This is a genomic window from Streptomyces sp. NPDC016640, assembly GCF_043076215.1.
GTDB lineage: Bacteria > Actinomycetota > Actinomycetes > Streptomycetales > Streptomycetaceae > Streptomyces.
Genome location: NZ_JBIBRG010000002.1, coordinates 205,669 through 220,697, shown reverse-complemented (window position 1 = coordinate 220,697; position 15,029 = coordinate 205,669). Strand labels below are relative to the sequence as shown.

The window sequence follows — 15,029 nt, the reverse complement described above, 5'->3', positions numbered from 1 at the left end:
ACGTCCGCCCGTACCCGCGGGCCGCCGGTCGACCCGACCCTAGGTGGCCGGACGGCGACTGCGAAGTGTACGTTTCATCCATTCCAGCCGAAGGGGATGGAGGAAACGTCCACCGTGCCGGATCCCGCTGTTCCGCCCACGCCGCCCGTGCCCCTGACCGCGCTCCTGGCCCGCGCGGACCTCGGCCTGCGCCGGATCGCGGGACCCGACGACCCCGGCGTCGCCGTCCACTGGGCGCACACCTCCGAGATGGCGGACCCCTACCCGTACCTGCTGGGCGGGGAGCTGCTGCTGTCGGCGGGTGTGCACATCCCGGAGGGGGCGGGCGCGGGGTACTTCGACGCGTACGTCTCGCGGATCGTGGCAGCGGGCGGCGCGGCGCTCGGGTTCGGTCTGGCGCCGGTGCACGACGCGGTGCCGGCGGAGCTGGCGGAGGCCTGCGGGATGCACGGCCTGCCGCTGCTGGAGGTGCCGCCGCGGACCACGTTCTCGGGGGTGGCGCGCGCGGTCTGGCAGCTGATGGCCCAGGCCCGCCTGGCGGAGCTGCGCCGGGTCACGGAGGCCCAGCAGGGCCTGGCCACCGCCGCGGCCCGCCGGGACCCGGTCCCCTCCGTCCTGCGGCAGCTCGCGCGGCACCTGGGCGGCCGGGCGGTCCTGTACGGCCCCGAGGGCACGGAACTCGCCGGGGCGGGACGGGAGGAGGGCGAGGAGGTCCGGGCGGCGCTGGCGAAGCTGGCGGAGGTGGTGCGCCCCGGCACCGGCCGGCCCGCCTCCGCCGGCGACACCGTCGCCGGTACCCGGCTGGTCGCCCACGCGCTCGGCAACGGGCGGGGCTTCGTGCTCGGGGCGGCCGCCCCGCAGCGGGATCCGGGGGACCACACCATCACGTCCGTGGCCGCCGTGCTGCTGTCCCTGCTCACCGGTGAGCAGCACGGCGGTACCGGCGCGGACCGCGCCTCGGCGCTCGTACGGCTGCTGCTGGGCGGCACGCCCGAGGAGGTGGCGCCGCTGCTCGGCGGGGAGCGGTGGCGGGTGGTGCACGCGCGGCCGGACAGGCGGGCACCGGACCCGGTGGCCGTCTCCGCGCTGGGCGCGGCGCTCGGGTCGGCGCTGGTGGACCCGGCGGGCGAGACGGTACGGGTGCTGGTGCCGGCCGGGCGGGCGGTGGAGGCGCTGGAAGGCTGGACCCTGGGTGTCAGCGCGGCCGTCGCCCCACGGGACTGGCCGGCCGCCGACATCCAGGCCGCGCGCGCCCTGGCCCGGGCCCGCGCCACCCGCACGCCCCTGGTCCGGCACGGCGCCCGCCCCGCCCTCGGCGACCTCGTCCCCCCGCAGGACGCGGACGCCCACGCCCGGGCGCTGCTGGCGCCGATAGCGGCCGCCCCCGCCCTCACCGACACCCTGCGCACCTGGCTGTCCCTGCACGGCAGCTGGGACCGTACGGCGGTGGCGCTGTCCGTGCACCGCAACACCGTGCGGCAGCGGATCGCGCGGTGCGCGGCGCTGCTGGAGGCCGACCTGGACGATCCGGACGTACGGATGGAGCTGTGGTTCGCGCTGCGCCGGGAGGGAGGACCGGGGCGCCCGGCCTGAGTACGCGCACGGAGCCGGCTGAGCACGTGACGCACGTCCCAGGGGGCGATATGCCGGGGACGCGCACAGGGCGCTGCTCCACAATGGGGGGCATGCCGATATCCGGGACACCCAGCCGCGCCGAACTCGTCGAACACCTCGTCGCCACGCGCATCGCGGGCGACGTCGCCACGCCGCGCGAGAACAACCTCTCCCACTACCGCAAGCTGGCGAACGGCGACCGCCACTACTGGCTCGGCCTGGAGCTCGGCGACCGCTGGACCGACGAGCAGGACGTGCTCGCGGTGATGGCGGAGCGGGTCGGCGTCAACGACGATCCCGAACACCGCTACGGGCAGGACACCATCGACCCGGAGCTGACGGTCGCCGGTCTGGAGCGCATGGCGGGACGGCTGCGCAAGGCGGCGGACGGGCAGCAGCGGGTGCTGTTCGCCACCGGCCACCCGGGAGGTCTGCTGGACGTGCACCGGGCGACGGCCGCCGCGCTGCGGGCGGCGGGCTGCGAGATCGTGGTGATCCCGGACGGGCTGACCACGGACGAGGGCTATGTGATGCAGTTCGCGGACGTGGCGGTGCTCGAGCACGGCGCCACGCTGTGGCACACCCACTCCGGGGAGCCGATGAAGGCGATCCTGACCGCTCTGGAGCGGGACGGCCGTCCGCTGCCCGACCTGGTCGTCGCCGACCACGGCTGGGCGGGATACGCCGGACAGCACGGCGTGGACTCCGTGGGCTACGCCGACTGCAACGACCCGGCCCTGTTCCTCGCGGAGGCGGAGGGCACTGTGCAGGTGACGGTTCCCCTGGACGACCACGTGACCAGCCCCCGCCACTACGACCCGATGACGGCGTACCTGCTGGCGGAGGCGGGGCTGGCCTAGGGGTCAGGCGCGCGGGACGCGGACCACGCCCTCCTGGATGACCGAGACCGCCAGGCGGCCGTCCCGGGTGTAGATGCGGGCCTGGCCGAGACCGCGGCCGCCGTGGGCCGAGGGGGACTGCTGGTCGTACAGCAGCCACTCGTCGGCGCGGAAGGGGCGGTGGAACCACATGGCGTGGTCCAGGGACGCGCCCACGACGTCGCCGACCGCCCAGCCGCCGCGCCCGTGGGCGAGGAGCACCGAGTCGAGCAGCGTCATGTCGGAGACGTAGGTGGCGAGGACGACGTGCAGCAGGGGGTCGTCCGCGAGCTTGCCGCTGGTGCGGAACCACACCTGGGAGTGGGGTTCGCGGGGCTCGCCGAAGCGGCCGTAGGGCGGCTCGTCGACGTAGCGCAGGTCGACCGCGGCGCGTGCCTCCAGGAAGCGGTCCACGACCTCGGGGTCGAGGTGGGCGTAGCCGCGCAGCCGTTCCTCGGAGGTGGGCAGGGTCGCCGGGTCCGGGGCGGACGGCATCGGGTCCTGGTGGTCCAGGCCCTCCTCGTACGTCTGGAAGGACGCCGAGAGGTGGAAGATCGGCTTTCCGTGCTGGACGGCGACCACCCGGCGGGTGGTGAAGGAGCGGCCGTCGCGGATCCGGTCGACGGTGTAGACGATCGGCGCGCCGGGGTCGCCGGGGCGCAGGAAGTACGCGTGCAGCGAGTGGGCGGGCCGGTCCGCGGGGACGGTGCGCCCGGCGGCGACCAGTGCCTGTGCGGCGACCTGCCCGCCGAAGACGCGGGGGACGACGGCGGGGCGGGACCGGCCGCGGAAGATGTCCTCCTCGATCTGCTCGAGGTCGAGCAGATCGAGGAGGTCCTGCAGTGCCTGGCTCATGGGTCGGTCGTGTACGCCGGGGATCCCGCGGGGCTTACAGGCCCATGTCCTTCGCGATGATCGTCTTCATGATCTCGCTGGTGCCGCCGTAGATCCGGTTGACGCGGTTGTCCGCGTACAGGCGGGCGATCGGGTACTCGTTCATGTAGCCGTAGCCGCCGTGCAGCTGGAGGCAGCGGTCGATGACACGGTGGGCGACCTCGGTGCAGAACAGCTTGGCGGAGGCGGCCTCGGCGGGGGTGAGCTCGCCGGCGTCGAGGGCCTCCGTGGCGCGGTCGGCGACGGCCTCGGCGGCGTCCACCTCGGCCTGGCAGGCGGCGAGCTCGAACTTGGTGTTCTGGAAGTGGGCGACCGGCTTGCCGAAGACGGTGCGCTCCTGCACGTACTGCTTGGCGAACCGGACGGCGGCCTTGGCCTGGGCGTAGGCGCCGAAGGCGATGCCCCAGCGCTCGGAGGCCAGGTTGTGGCCGAGGTAGGAGAAGCCCTTGTTCTCCTCGCCGAGCAGGTCCTCGGCGGGGACCTTGACGTCGACGAACGCCAGCTCGGCGGTGTCGGAGGTCTTCAGGCCGAGCTTGTCGAGCTTGCGGCCGACGGAGTAGCCCTCGGACCTGGTGTCGACGGCGAACAGGGATATGCCGTGGCGGCGGTCCTCGGCCGTGGGGGCGGCGGTGCGCGCGCAGACGATCACCTTGTCGGCGTGGACGCCGCCGGTGATGAAGGTCTTGGCGCCGTTGAGGACGTAGTGCGTGCCGTCCTCGCTCAGCTTGGCGCTGGTCTTCATGCCCGCGAGGTCGGAGCCGGTGCCCGGCTCGGTCATCGCGATGGCCCACATCTCCTCGCCGGTGACGAACTTCGGCAGGTAGCGCTTCTTCTGCTCGTCGGTGGCCAGCATCTTGAGGTAGGGCAGCGCGAGCAGCACGTGCACGCCGGAACCGCCGAACTGCACACCCGCGCGGGCGGTCTCCTCGTAGAGGACGGCCTCGAACTTGTGGGTGTCCATGCCCGCGCCGCCGTACTCCTCGGGCACGCTGATGCCGAAGACGCCCAGCTCACCGAGCTTGTAGTAGAAGTCGCGGGGTGCCTGGCCCGCCGCGAACCACTCGTCGTAGACGGGGACGACCTCGGCCTCGATGAAGGCGCGGAGGGTCTCCCGGAACGCCTCGTGATCCTCGTTGAAAACCGTCCGGCGCACTCCGCCACCCTTCCCTGCGCCTGAACCGGCGCCGCTCTCGCGTACCTGGCTGCTCGCCGTCCGGGTTCTCGGCCGATGGCCGGATCCCCCCGTGGCTAAGCGCTTGCTCACTCAAGATACCGGCGAGTATCCACAGCCGTCCAGAGCGGGGACCCCGTAACGCTCGTCACTCCCCGGGATCACCGCGCGCCCGCCGCCGCGAACGCCCCGCGGGCCATCCGGTGCAGCAGTTCGGCGGCACCCGCACGGCCCGGCAGGGAGCCCTGGCGGATCAGATGGGGGGTGGAGTTGAGCAGGCCGAACACCGAGTGCACCGCCGAGCGGGCGGCCGGTTCGGGCAGCCGCGGGTACAGCCGGCGCACCGTCTCCACCCACAGCTCCACGTACTGCCGCTGGAGCTGGCGGACCAGCTTGCGGTCGGGGTCCCGGAGGCGGTCCAGCTCACGGTCGTGCAGGGTGATGAGGGGACGGTCGTCGAGCGCGAAGTCGATGTGCCCCTCGATCAGCGAGTCGAGGACCGCCTCGGGAGCCACGCCGTCGGCCTCCTCCAGGCGCCGCTTCGCACCGGTCAGCAGCGAGTCGCTGATCCCGACCAGCAGCTCCGCGAGCATCGCGTCCTTGCCCGCGAAGTGCCGGTAGAGCCCGGGCCCGCTGATGCCGACCGCGGCGCCTATCTCGTCGACCCCGACACCGTGGAAACCGCGCTCGGCGAAGAGCCGGGCGGCCTCCTTCAGGATCTGCTCGCGACGGGTGGGGGCGTCGGTTCTGGTGGCCATGAGAACGATTCTAGACAGCGCGGTTAGCGCTCGTTAACCTAAGGGACATACGTTAACGCTCATTAACAAGGTGAGGGGACCCGCAGGATGCACGAGGCACCGGAGCTTCACAGCGCGGGGGAGGATCCCGCGTCGGAGGCCTTTCGGGCCAACGAGGAGGCGCACCGGGCGCTCGTCGAGGAGTTGCGCGGCAAGCTGGCCGCGGCCCGGCTCGGCGGCGGCGAGCGGGCGCGGGCGCGGCACGTCGCGCGCGGGAAGCTGCTCCCGCGCGACCGGGTGGACACCCTCCTCGACCCCGGCTCGCCCTTCCTGGAGCTGGCCCCGCTGGCGGCCGACGGGATGTACGAGGGGCAGGCCCCGGCGGCCGGCGTGATCGCCGGGATCGGCCGGGTGAGCGGGCGGGAGTGCGTGGTCGTCGCCAACGACGCCACCGTCAAGGGCGGCACGTACTACCCGATGACGGTGAAGAAGCACCTGCGCGCGCAGGAGGTGGCCCTGGACAACCGGCTGCCCTGCGTCTACCTGGTGGACTCCGGCGGCGCCTTCCTGCCGATGCAGGACGAGGTGTTCCCCGACCGGGACCACTTCGGGCGGATCTTCTACAACCAGGCCCGGATGTCGGGCGCCGGCATCCCGCAGATCGCGGCGGTCCTCGGCTCGTGCACGGCGGGCGGCGCGTACGTCCCGGCGATGAGCGACGAGGCGGTGATCGTGCGGGGCCAGGGCACGATCTTCCTCGGCGGCCCGCCCCTGGTGAAGGCGGCCACCGGTGAGGTGGTCACGGCGGAGGAGCTGGGCGGCGGCGAGGTCCACTCGCGGGTGTCGGGCGTCACCGACCACCTCGCGCAGGACGACGCGCACGCGCTGAGGATCGTGCGCACCATCGTCTCCACGCTCCCCGCGCGGGGTCCCCTGCCCTGGCGGGTGGAGCAGTCCGTCGAGCCCAAGGTGGACCCGGCGGGGCTGTACGGCGTGGTGCCGGTGGACTCCCGCACCCCCTACGACGTGCGGGAGATCATCGCCCGGGTGGTGGACGGCTCCCGGTTCGCCGAGTTCAAGGCGGAGTTCGGGCAGACCCTGGTCACCGGGTTCGCCCGGATCCACGGCCACCCGGTGGGGATCGTCGCCAACAACGGCATCCTGTTCTCCGAGTCCGCCCAGAAGGGCGCCCACTTCGTCGAGCTGTGCGACCAGCGGGGCATCCCGCTGGTGTTCCTGCAGAACATCTCGGGCTTCATGGTGGGCCGGGACTACGAGGCGGGCGGTATCGCCAAGCACGGCGCCAAGATGGTCACGGCGGTCGCCTGCACGCGGGTGCCGAAGCTGACGGTGGTGGTCGGCGGGTCGTACGGCGCGGGCAACTACTCGATGTGCGGCAGGGCCTACTCCCCCCGCTTCCTGTGGATGTGGCCCAACGCCAAGATCTCGGTCATGGGCGGCGAGCAGGCCGCCTCGGTCCTCGCGACGGTCAAGCGGGACCAGCTGGAGGCGCGGGGCGAGGAGTGGCCGGCCGAGGACGAGGACGCCTTCAAGGCCCCGGTCCGCGCCCAGTACGAGCGCCAGGGGAACGCCTACTACGCGACGGCCCGCCTCTGGGACGACGGCGTGATCGACCCGATGGAGACCCGGCGGGTGCTGGGTCTGGCCCTGACCGCGTGCGCCAACGCGCCACTGGGTGATCCCCAGTTCGGCGTCTTCCGGATGTGAGGGGACTGCACACGATGGCAGCTCAGATGTTCGAAACAGTGCTGGTGGCCAACCGGGGCGAGATCGCCGTCCGCGTCATCCGCACCCTGCGGTCGATGGGCGTGCGCTCGGTGGCCGTGTACTCCGACGCCGACGCCGGCGCCCGGCACGTCCGGGAGGCCGATACGGCGGTACGGATCGGTCCGGCGCCGGCGGCGGAGAGCTACCTGTCGGTGGAGCGGCTGATCGGGGCGGCGGCCCGCACCGGCGCGCAGGCGGTGCACCCCGGGTACGGGTTCCTCGCCGAGAACGCCGCCTTCGCGCGGGCGTGCGCCGAGGCGGGGCTGGTGTTCATCGGGCCGCCGGCCGACGCGATCGCCCTGATGGGCGACAAGATCCGGGCGAAGGAGACGGTGCGGGCGGCCGGGGTCCCGGTGGTCCCCGGTTCCAGCGGCAGTGGGCTCACGGACGCGGAACTCGCCGACGCCGCGCACCGGATCGGCATGCCGGTGCTGCTCAAGCCGTCCGCCGGCGGTGGCGGCAAGGGCATGCGCCTGGTGCGGGACGCCGGGGAACTGGCCGACGAGATCGCCGCCGCCCGCCGTGAGGCCCGCGCCTCCTTCGGTGACGACACGCTGCTCGTCGAGCGGTGGATCGACCGGCCCCGGCACATCGAGATCCAGGTCCTGGCCGACGGTCACGGCAACGTCGTCCACCTCGGGGAGCGCGAGTGCTCGCTCCAGCGCCGCCACCAGAAGATCATCGAAGAGGCGCCCAGCGTCCTGCTGGACGAGGCGACCCGGGCGGCGATGGGCGCGGCGGCGGTCCAGGCCGCCCGCTCCTGCGGCTACCGGGGCGCGGGCACGGTGGAGTTCATCGTCCCCGGCACCGACCCGTCGTCGTACCACTTCATGGAGATGAACACCCGCCTCCAGGTGGAGCACCCGGTCACCGAGCTGATCACGGGGCTCGACCTGGTGGAGTGGCAGCTGCGGGTGGCGGCGGGCGAGCCGCTGGCCTTCGGACAGGACGACATCACGCTCACCGGTCACGCGGTCGAGGCGCGCGTCTGCGCCGAGGACCCCGCGCGCGGCTTCCTCCCCTCGGGCGGCACGGTGCTGAGGCTGCGCGAACCGCAGGGCGACGGCGTGCGCACCGACTCCGGGCTGAGCGAGGGCACCGAGGTCGGCAGCCTGTACGACCCGATGCTGTCCAAGGTGATCGCGTACGGCCCCGACCGGGCGACCGCCCTGCGCAGGCTGCGCGCGGCGCTCGCGGAGACGGTCACGCTGGGCGTGCAGACCAACGCCGGGTTCCTGCGGCGGCTGCTCGCCCACCCGGCCGTGGTCGGCGGTGACATGGACACCGGACTGGTGGAACGCGAGGCGGACGGCCTGGTCTCCGCCGGGGTCCCCGAGGAGGTGTACGAGGCGGCGGCGGCCGTACGCCTGGACGCGCTGCGCCCGCGCGGCGAGGGCTGGACGGACCCGTTCTCGGTGCCGGACGGCTGGCGCCTGGGCGGCACCCCGAAGCCGGCCGCCTTCCACCTGCGGGTCACGGACCCGGTGGAGCACGCCCCGCGCGGTGCCCACACCGTCACCGAGGACCGGGTGACGGTGACGCTCGACGGCGTCCGGCACACCTTCCACCGTGCCGCCGACTGGCTCGGCCGGGACGGCGACGCCTGGCACGTCCGCGACCACGACCCGGTCGCCGCGTCCCTCACCCGCGCCGGCCGGGCGGGCGCCGACTCGCTGACCGCGCCGATGCCCGGCACGGTGACAGTGGTGAAGGTCGCCGTCGGCGACGAGGTGAGCGCCGGGCAGAGCCTGCTGGTGGTGGAGGCGATGAAGATGGAGCACGTCATCTCCGCCCCGCACGCCGGCACGGTCACCGAACTGGACGTGGCGCCGGGCACGACGGTCGCCATGGACCAGGTGCTCGCGGTCATCGCACCGGTGGAGGAGGAGACGGCATGAACGCCTCGGAGCTGGGCCTGCCCATGACCGTACCGGTCGAGGGCCTGCCCGCGCGGGTCCGCATCCACGAGGTCGGCGCGCGCGACGGGCTGCAGAACGAGAAGGCGACCGTCCCGACGGTCGTCAAGGCGGAGTTCGTCCGCCGCCTGGCCGGCACGGGCCTGACCACGATCGAGGCGACGAGCTTCGTCCACCCGAAGTGGGTGCCCCAGCTGGCGGACGCCGAGGACCTGTACCGGGCGGTCGCCGACCTGCCGGTGGCGCTGCCGGTCCTGGTGCCCAACGAACGCGGCCTGGACCGCGCGCTGGCGCTGGGCGCGCGGCGGGTCGCGGTGTTCGCCAGCGCCACGGAGTCCTTCGCCCGGGCCAACCTCAACCGCACGGTGGACGAGGCGCTGGCGATGTTCGCGCCGGTGGTGAGGCGGGCGAAGGCGGAGGACGTCCACGTCCGGGGCTATCTCTCGATGTGCTTCGGCGACCCCTGGGAGGGCGCGGTCCCGCTCGCGCAGGTGGTACGGGTCTGCAGGGCCCTGCTCGCCATGGGCTGCGACGAACTGAGCCTGGGCGACACCATCGGGGTGGCGACCCCGGGCCATGTGACCGCCCTGCTCACCGCCCTCGCCGAGGCGGACGTACCCGTGGCCGCGCTGGGCGTGCACTTCCACGACACCTACGGCCAGGCCCTGGCCAACACGCTGGCCGCGCTCCAGCGGGGCGTCACCACGGTCGACGCCTCCGCCGGCGGACTGGGCGGCTGCCCGTACGCGAAGTCCGCCACCGGCAATCTCGCCACCGAGGACCTCGTGTGGATGCTGCGGGGACTCGGCATCGACACCGGGGTCGATCTGGACCGTCTGGTCGCCACAAGCGTCTGGATGGCCGCGCACCTGGGCCGACCCAGCCCGTCCCGCACCGTACGAGCCCTCTCCCACCAGGAGCAGTGAACGCCATGGACCACAACCTCTCCCCCGAACTGGAAGAACTCCGCCGCACGGTGGAGGAGTTCGCACACGACGTCGTGGCGCCGAAGATCGGTGACTTCTACGAGCGGCACGAGTTCCCGTACGGGATCGTGCAGGAGATGGGCCGCATGGGCCTGTTCGGGCTGCCGTTCCCGGAGGAGTACGGCGGGATGGGCGGTGACTACTTCGCGCTGGGCGTGGCCCTGGAGGAACTGGCGCGGGTCGACTCCTCGGTGGCCATCACCCTGGAGGCGGGGGTCTCCCTGGGCGCGATGCCGATCCACCTCTTCGGCACGGAGGAGCAGAAGCGCCGGTGGCTGCCCCGGCTGTGCTCGGGGGAGGTCCTGGGCGCGTTCGGGCTGACCGAACCGGACGGCGGCAGCGACGCGGGCGCGACCCGCACGACGGCCCGGCTGGACGAGTCGACGAACGAGTGGGTGATCAACGGCACCAAGTGCTTCATCACCAACTCGGGCACGGACATCACCGGTCTGGTCACGGTCACGGCGGTCACCGGCCGCAAGCCCGGTGGCGGACCGCTGATCTCCTCGATCATCGTCCCCTCGGGCACGCCGGGGTTCACGGTGGCGGCCCCGTACTCGAAGGTCGGCTGGAACGCGTCGGACACGCGGGAGCTGTCCTTCCAGGACGTCCGGGTCCCGGCGGCGAACCTGCTGGGCGAGGAGGGCCGCGGCTACGCGCAGTTCCTGCGCATCCTGGACGAGGGCCGCATCGCCATCGCGGCGCTGGGCACGGGGCTGGCGCAGGGCTGTGTGGACGAGTCGGTGAAGTACGCGAAGGAACGTTACGCCTTCGGGCGGCCCATCGGTGCGAACCAGGCGATCCAGTTCAAGATCGCCGACATGGAGATGAAGGCCCACACGGCCCGCCTCGCCTGGCGCGACGCGGCGAGCCGGCTGGTGTCCGGCGAACCCTTCAAGAAGCAGGCAGCCCTGGCGAAGCTGTACTCCTCCACAGTCGCGGTGGACAACGCCCGCGAGGCCACCCAGATCCACGGCGGCTACGGCTTCATGAACGAGTACCCGGTGGCCCGGATGTGGCGCGACTCCAAGATCCTGGAGATCGGCGAGGGCACGAGCGAGGTCCAGCGCATGCTGATCGCCCGGGAGTTGGGGCTGGCGGGCTGAGCCACCGCCCGCCCGGACCCCCGCGGACACCGGCCCCGCGCCCTCGGGCGCGGGGCCGGCTGGCGTGTGCGGGCGCCCGCGCGCGCCGGCCGGCCGGCGAGGAGGCGTCACACCCCCGCGACGCCCGGCACGCCCCCGGGGTTGTGCACGATCTCCATTCCCTTCCGGTCACGACCCCATCACGAACCCTCCCCTTCGCCCCCCTCTGAACAACACAGTCCATTCATAAAGGACTTGATCGGGCGTCAAGGAAAAAGCAAGATCACGGAGGTTGTCACGGAGCACGCGACCGGTGTGCCGGGCACAGAGCCGAGGGGGCGCCCGGTCCGCGCAACAGCTTCCAGCAACGCACGCCACCGTACGGGCAGCGTGCACGGACAGCCGGAGGCCCGTCCCACGCCGCCACGCCACGATCCGGCGGCGGGCACCCCGCGGCCCGCGCGCCGTCACCCCTCATGGCCGGGCGGACGAAGCCGCACCCGACGCAGCCGTACCGACCGCGAACCACCTCATGGCGGACGGGCCCCACAGGTCCCGTCCGTCCCGGACCGACAGGAGATGACGGAGCCATGGCTGACGAGATGGTGCTTCGCGCCCAGAGATTCATCAACACCACGTACAACGACGGCGCGACCCTGGGCATATCCAAGCTGAGTGAGAACGGCCAGACCGGCTGGCCCGTGATGTACGCCCTGACCCGGGCGCTCCAGTACGAGATGGGCATCACCACCCTGTCCGACTCCTTCGGCCCGACCACCCTCGGAAAGCTGGGGGAGCTGTACGGCAAGCTCGACGAGACGACCATCCCGTCGGCCAACTTCTGCCGCATCATCCAGTCCGCCCTCTACTGCAAGGGCTACGACGGCGGCGAGATCGACGGACAGTACAACGACCGGGTCGAGGCCGCGGTCGTGAAGCTCAACCAGAACATGGGCGTCTCGGGCACCTACCCGGGCGGCTCCCTGTGGCCCAAGGTGGTCAAGGGCCTGTTCAACATGGACGCCTACGTAACCGTCAACAACGGCTCGGACACCATCCGTTCCATCCAGCAGTGGCTGAACGGCCGGTACATCCTGCGCAAGGACTTCTACGTCATCCCCTGCGACGGCCACCACTCCCGTGACGTGGCCAAGTCGATGCTGTTCGCGATCCAGTACGAGCTGGGCATGGCGGACGGCGTCGCCAACGGTGTGTTCGGGCCGGGCACCCAGTCCGGCCTGAAGAACCACACCGTGTCGAACGGCACCACCGGCGTCTGGGCGCAGCTCTTCACCGCGGCCATGATCCTGAACAAGCGGAACGTCCCCTTCGGTAACTTCACCTCCACGGTGCAGGCCGGCGTGGAGACCTTCCAGTCCTTCAGCAAGCTCCCCGTGACCGGCAAGGGCGACTTCCAGACCTGGGCCTCACTGCTCGTCTCCTACGGTGACCAGTCCCGCAAGGGAACGGCCTGCGACGGCGTCACCAAGATCACGCCCGCGCGTGCGCAGGCCCTGAAGGACGCCGGCTACAGGTACATCGGCCGCTACCTCTTCAACCCCTCCACCACGAGCCTGCCGGAGAAGCAGATCCAGCCGGGCGAACTCGCCACCATCAAGGAGTACGGGCTCAGCTGCTTCCCGATCTTCCAGACGTGGAGCCGGTCGGCCGACTACTTCAGCCCCAACCAGGGCACCGCCGACGCGTTCCGCGCGATCGAGTGGGCCCAGTTCCACGGCTTCAAGGCCGGCACCATCATCTACTTCGCCGTCGACTACGACGCGATGGACGGCGAGGTCACCGACTACATCATCCCGCACTTCCGCGGGATCATGCGCACGATCGGCGAGAACTCCGGCTACGGCGTCGGCGTCTACGGCCCGCGCAACGTCTGCCAGCGCGTCGCCGACGCCGGCTACGCGGCGGCGAGCTTCGTCTCCGACATGTCCAGCGGCTTCTCCGGCAACCTCGGTTACCCGCTGCCCACCAACTGGGCGTTCGACCAGATCTCCACCATCACGGTCGGATCGGGCGCGGGCCAGATCGAGATCGACAACAACATCGTGTCCGGGCGGGACTACGGGCAGAGCAGTTTCAACCCCGGAGCCGACTTCGGCGGCCTGGACACGGACCTGGACAAGAACGCGTACCGGGACCTCATGCTGAAGGACGTCCAGGCCTACCTGACCTCGATCGGCGTGCCGGAGACCGGTGGCGAGGACTGGGAGGCGGACGACGACTGGGCCACGCTCGGCGGCATCTCCACCACCAAGGCCTTCGACTTGGTGCTCAGCGCGGACTGGCTGTTCACCTCACTGGCGCGGCAGCTCAGGCTCCGCAAGGCCCTCATCCAGGCGCCGGTGCTGTGGGAGCTGCGCAAGCTCAACCCCCTGGACATCGCCGCCGTGGAGGCCGTGAGGATGGGGCTGGACGACGACTGCAGCACCGGCTGGGGACAGATCCACGCGTGGGTGACGATCGACGCCCGCAACTACTGTCGTGAGCAGGGCATCATCAACGGCACGCCGCTCACCGACGCGGACATCCCGTGGGTGTGGGAGAAGCTCACCGAGGACGAGGCGTACAACATCAGCTCGGTCGCCTACCTGACCCTCTACAACGCGTACCAGCTCGGTGCCCCCCGGCCGAGCCTCACCACCAGCCCGGCCCAGACCCAGGCCCTGCTGGCCCGGTACAACGGGACCGGCGACGACGCCGCGAAGTACGGCCGTGAGCTGATCGGCCTGTACAACGTGCTGGAGAACTACAACATGCTGTCACGCGGCCAGTGAGACCCCATGAAGACGAGCACCGCACCTCCGTGGCTCCGGCTGGGCCTCCCCCTGATCGTCAACGTCCTGCTGGGGTTCCCAGCCGTGGTGCCCGCGTTCCTGCTGTGGTACTTCGCCTCGAACTGGCCCCTTGCCGAACTGGGCTGGACCGACCGCGAACCCACCGAGAACGACGGCGTGCTGCCCTGGGTGATGGTCGCCACACCGGTCCTCACCCTGTTCGGTCTCGTCTGGTGGATGGCCAACCGTCCCTTCCGGCGCAGGACGGCGCTGTCACCGCGTGCGTACTGGCTGCTGAGCTCCGCGGCCACCGCACTGCCCACGCTCACCCTCATCGTCATCAGCTTGGTAAGGAACTGAACTCGTGACCGACAACACGCGCAGCAGCATGATCGGCGTACCGAGACGGGCTCTGGTCAAGGGGGCGGGCGTGGTCGCCGCCGTGGCCGCCGTCGGCTCCTTCGTCCCGTCCGTGGCCGTGGCCGCGCCCGCGAGCGCGACCCCCGGTGCCCGGAAGAAGGCCCCCACCTCGGCCAACGGCTGGACCCTGGAGCAGCGGGCCAACCACGTCTCCACCGTGTGGACGCGCCCGGTGTCCGGCACCGGGCTGGAGGTCGACGTCCGGATCGGCGACGTGGAGGCGATCCTGCTCCACGTCGTGCGGCGCTACCACTACGAGGTCGAGCAGCTTCCCGGCGTCGACCTCGCGGGCTGGCAGCCGATCGGCGGCCTGAAGAAGGACGCGCCGGAGTCGAACCTCGCCTCCGGCACCGCGGTGCGGATCCGTCCGGGCGCCGGCGCGAGCGGCTCGCTCTTCCCGTTGCAGGTGCTGACCGTGCGGGACATCCTCGCCGACTGCGAGGGCGTGGTGCGCTGGGGCGGCGACGACGACCCCGTCGACGAGTCGCTGTTCTACATCGGCCTCGGCCCGGACGACGCCCGGGTGCGGAAGGTCGCCGACCGGTTCCGCGTCCAGGAGGCCACGCCCGGCCTGGGCGCCGGCGTCACCGTGGACGTGCTGGCCCCGTCCCGGCGCGAGCGTGCGAAGCGCCTGCACCGGGAGCAGCGGGCGCACTGACCCGACGACACGAGGGGCCGTGCCCCCCCCCCCCCCCCGGGGGGGGGCGCCCCCCCCCCGGCCCGGGCGGCGCGGGGCGCCCCCCCCCGC

General features: G+C 72.1%; 12 protein-coding genes. 9 read left to right on the top strand and 3 right to left on the bottom strand.

Going from position 1 to position 15,029, the window contains the following annotated elements:
• The first annotated feature begins 96 nt into the window (after nt 1-96).
• Both ACF07S_RS04625 and ACF07S_RS04620 read left to right on the top strand, forming a co-directional pair.
• Nucleotides 97-1,593, top strand: coding sequence for a helix-turn-helix domain-containing protein (locus ACF07S_RS04625; protein ID WP_391973417.1), 1,497 nt, complete (start codon nt 97-99; stop codon nt 1,591-1,593).
• A gap of 92 nt (nt 1,594-1,685) precedes the next feature.
• Nucleotides 1,686-2,474, top strand: a complete 789-nt coding sequence (locus tag ACF07S_RS04620) for a phosphatase (RefSeq protein WP_391973416.1) — start codon at nt 1,686-1,688, stop codon at nt 2,472-2,474.
• A gap of 3 nt (nt 2,475-2,477) precedes the next feature.
• On the opposite strand, the gene tesB is transcribed toward ACF07S_RS04620, so the two are convergent.
• The 3 genes from tesB to ACF07S_RS04605 all read right to left on the bottom strand — a co-directional run bounded on the left by tesB (nt 2,478) and on the right by ACF07S_RS04605 (nt 5,315).
• On the bottom strand, nt 2,478-3,347 hold the full coding sequence (gene tesB / locus ACF07S_RS04615) for an acyl-CoA thioesterase II (protein WP_391962298.1): 870 nt from the start codon (nt 3,345-3,347) through the stop codon (nt 2,478-2,480).
• A gap of 34 nt (nt 3,348-3,381) precedes the next feature.
• Complete coding sequence (locus tag ACF07S_RS04610; protein WP_391962299.1) at nt 3,382-4,539, bottom strand: acyl-CoA dehydrogenase family protein; 1,158 nt, start codon at nt 4,537-4,539, stop codon at nt 3,382-3,384.
• A gap of 179 nt (nt 4,540-4,718) precedes the next feature.
• Nucleotides 4,719-5,315 carry a TetR/AcrR family transcriptional regulator gene (locus ACF07S_RS04605; protein WP_391962300.1) on the bottom strand — a complete coding sequence of 199 codons (597 nt, stop codon included), beginning with the start codon at nt 5,313-5,315 and terminating at the stop codon, nt 4,719-4,721.
• A gap of 87 nt (nt 5,316-5,402) precedes the next feature.
• Between ACF07S_RS04605 and ACF07S_RS04600 the strand changes: the two genes are divergently transcribed.
• From ACF07S_RS04600 to ACF07S_RS04570, 7 genes are all read left to right on the top strand, one after another.
• Nucleotides 5,403-7,022: a carboxyl transferase domain-containing protein gene (locus ACF07S_RS04600; protein WP_391962301.1), complete on the top strand. Its 1,620-nt coding sequence runs from the start codon at nt 5,403-5,405 to the stop codon at nt 7,020-7,022.
• A gap of 26 nt (nt 7,023-7,048) precedes the next feature.
• Nucleotides 7,049-8,980, top strand: a complete 1,932-nt coding sequence (locus ACF07S_RS04595) for an acetyl-CoA carboxylase biotin carboxylase subunit (protein ID WP_391973602.1) — start codon at nt 7,049-7,051, stop codon at nt 8,978-8,980.
• Nucleotides 8,977-9,924, top strand: coding sequence for a hydroxymethylglutaryl-CoA lyase (locus ACF07S_RS04590; protein ID WP_391962302.1), 948 nt, complete (start codon nt 8,977-8,979; stop codon nt 9,922-9,924). The genes ACF07S_RS04595 and ACF07S_RS04590 overlap by 4 nt, the downstream gene beginning before the upstream one ends.
• A gap of 5 nt (nt 9,925-9,929) precedes the next feature.
• Nucleotides 9,930-11,090, top strand: a complete 1,161-nt coding sequence (locus ACF07S_RS04585; RefSeq protein ID WP_391962303.1) for an acyl-CoA dehydrogenase family protein — start codon at nt 9,930-9,932, stop codon at nt 11,088-11,090.
• 569 nt (nt 11,091-11,659) lie between these two features.
• Nucleotides 11,660-13,861 (top strand): glycoside hydrolase domain-containing protein, encoded by a 2,202-nt coding sequence (locus ACF07S_RS04580; protein WP_391973415.1) that lies wholly within the window; start codon nt 11,660-11,662, stop codon nt 13,859-13,861.
• A gap of 6 nt (nt 13,862-13,867) precedes the next feature.
• Nucleotides 13,868-14,221, top strand: coding sequence for a hypothetical protein (locus tag ACF07S_RS04575; protein ID WP_391973414.1), 354 nt, complete (start codon nt 13,868-13,870; stop codon nt 14,219-14,221).
• Between the two features lie 28 nt (nt 14,222-14,249).
• Nucleotides 14,250-14,939 carry a hypothetical protein gene (locus ACF07S_RS04570; protein WP_391973601.1) on the top strand — a complete coding sequence of 230 codons (690 nt, stop codon included), beginning with the start codon at nt 14,250-14,252 and terminating at the stop codon, nt 14,937-14,939.
• Nucleotides 14,940-15,029 lie beyond the last annotated feature (90 nt).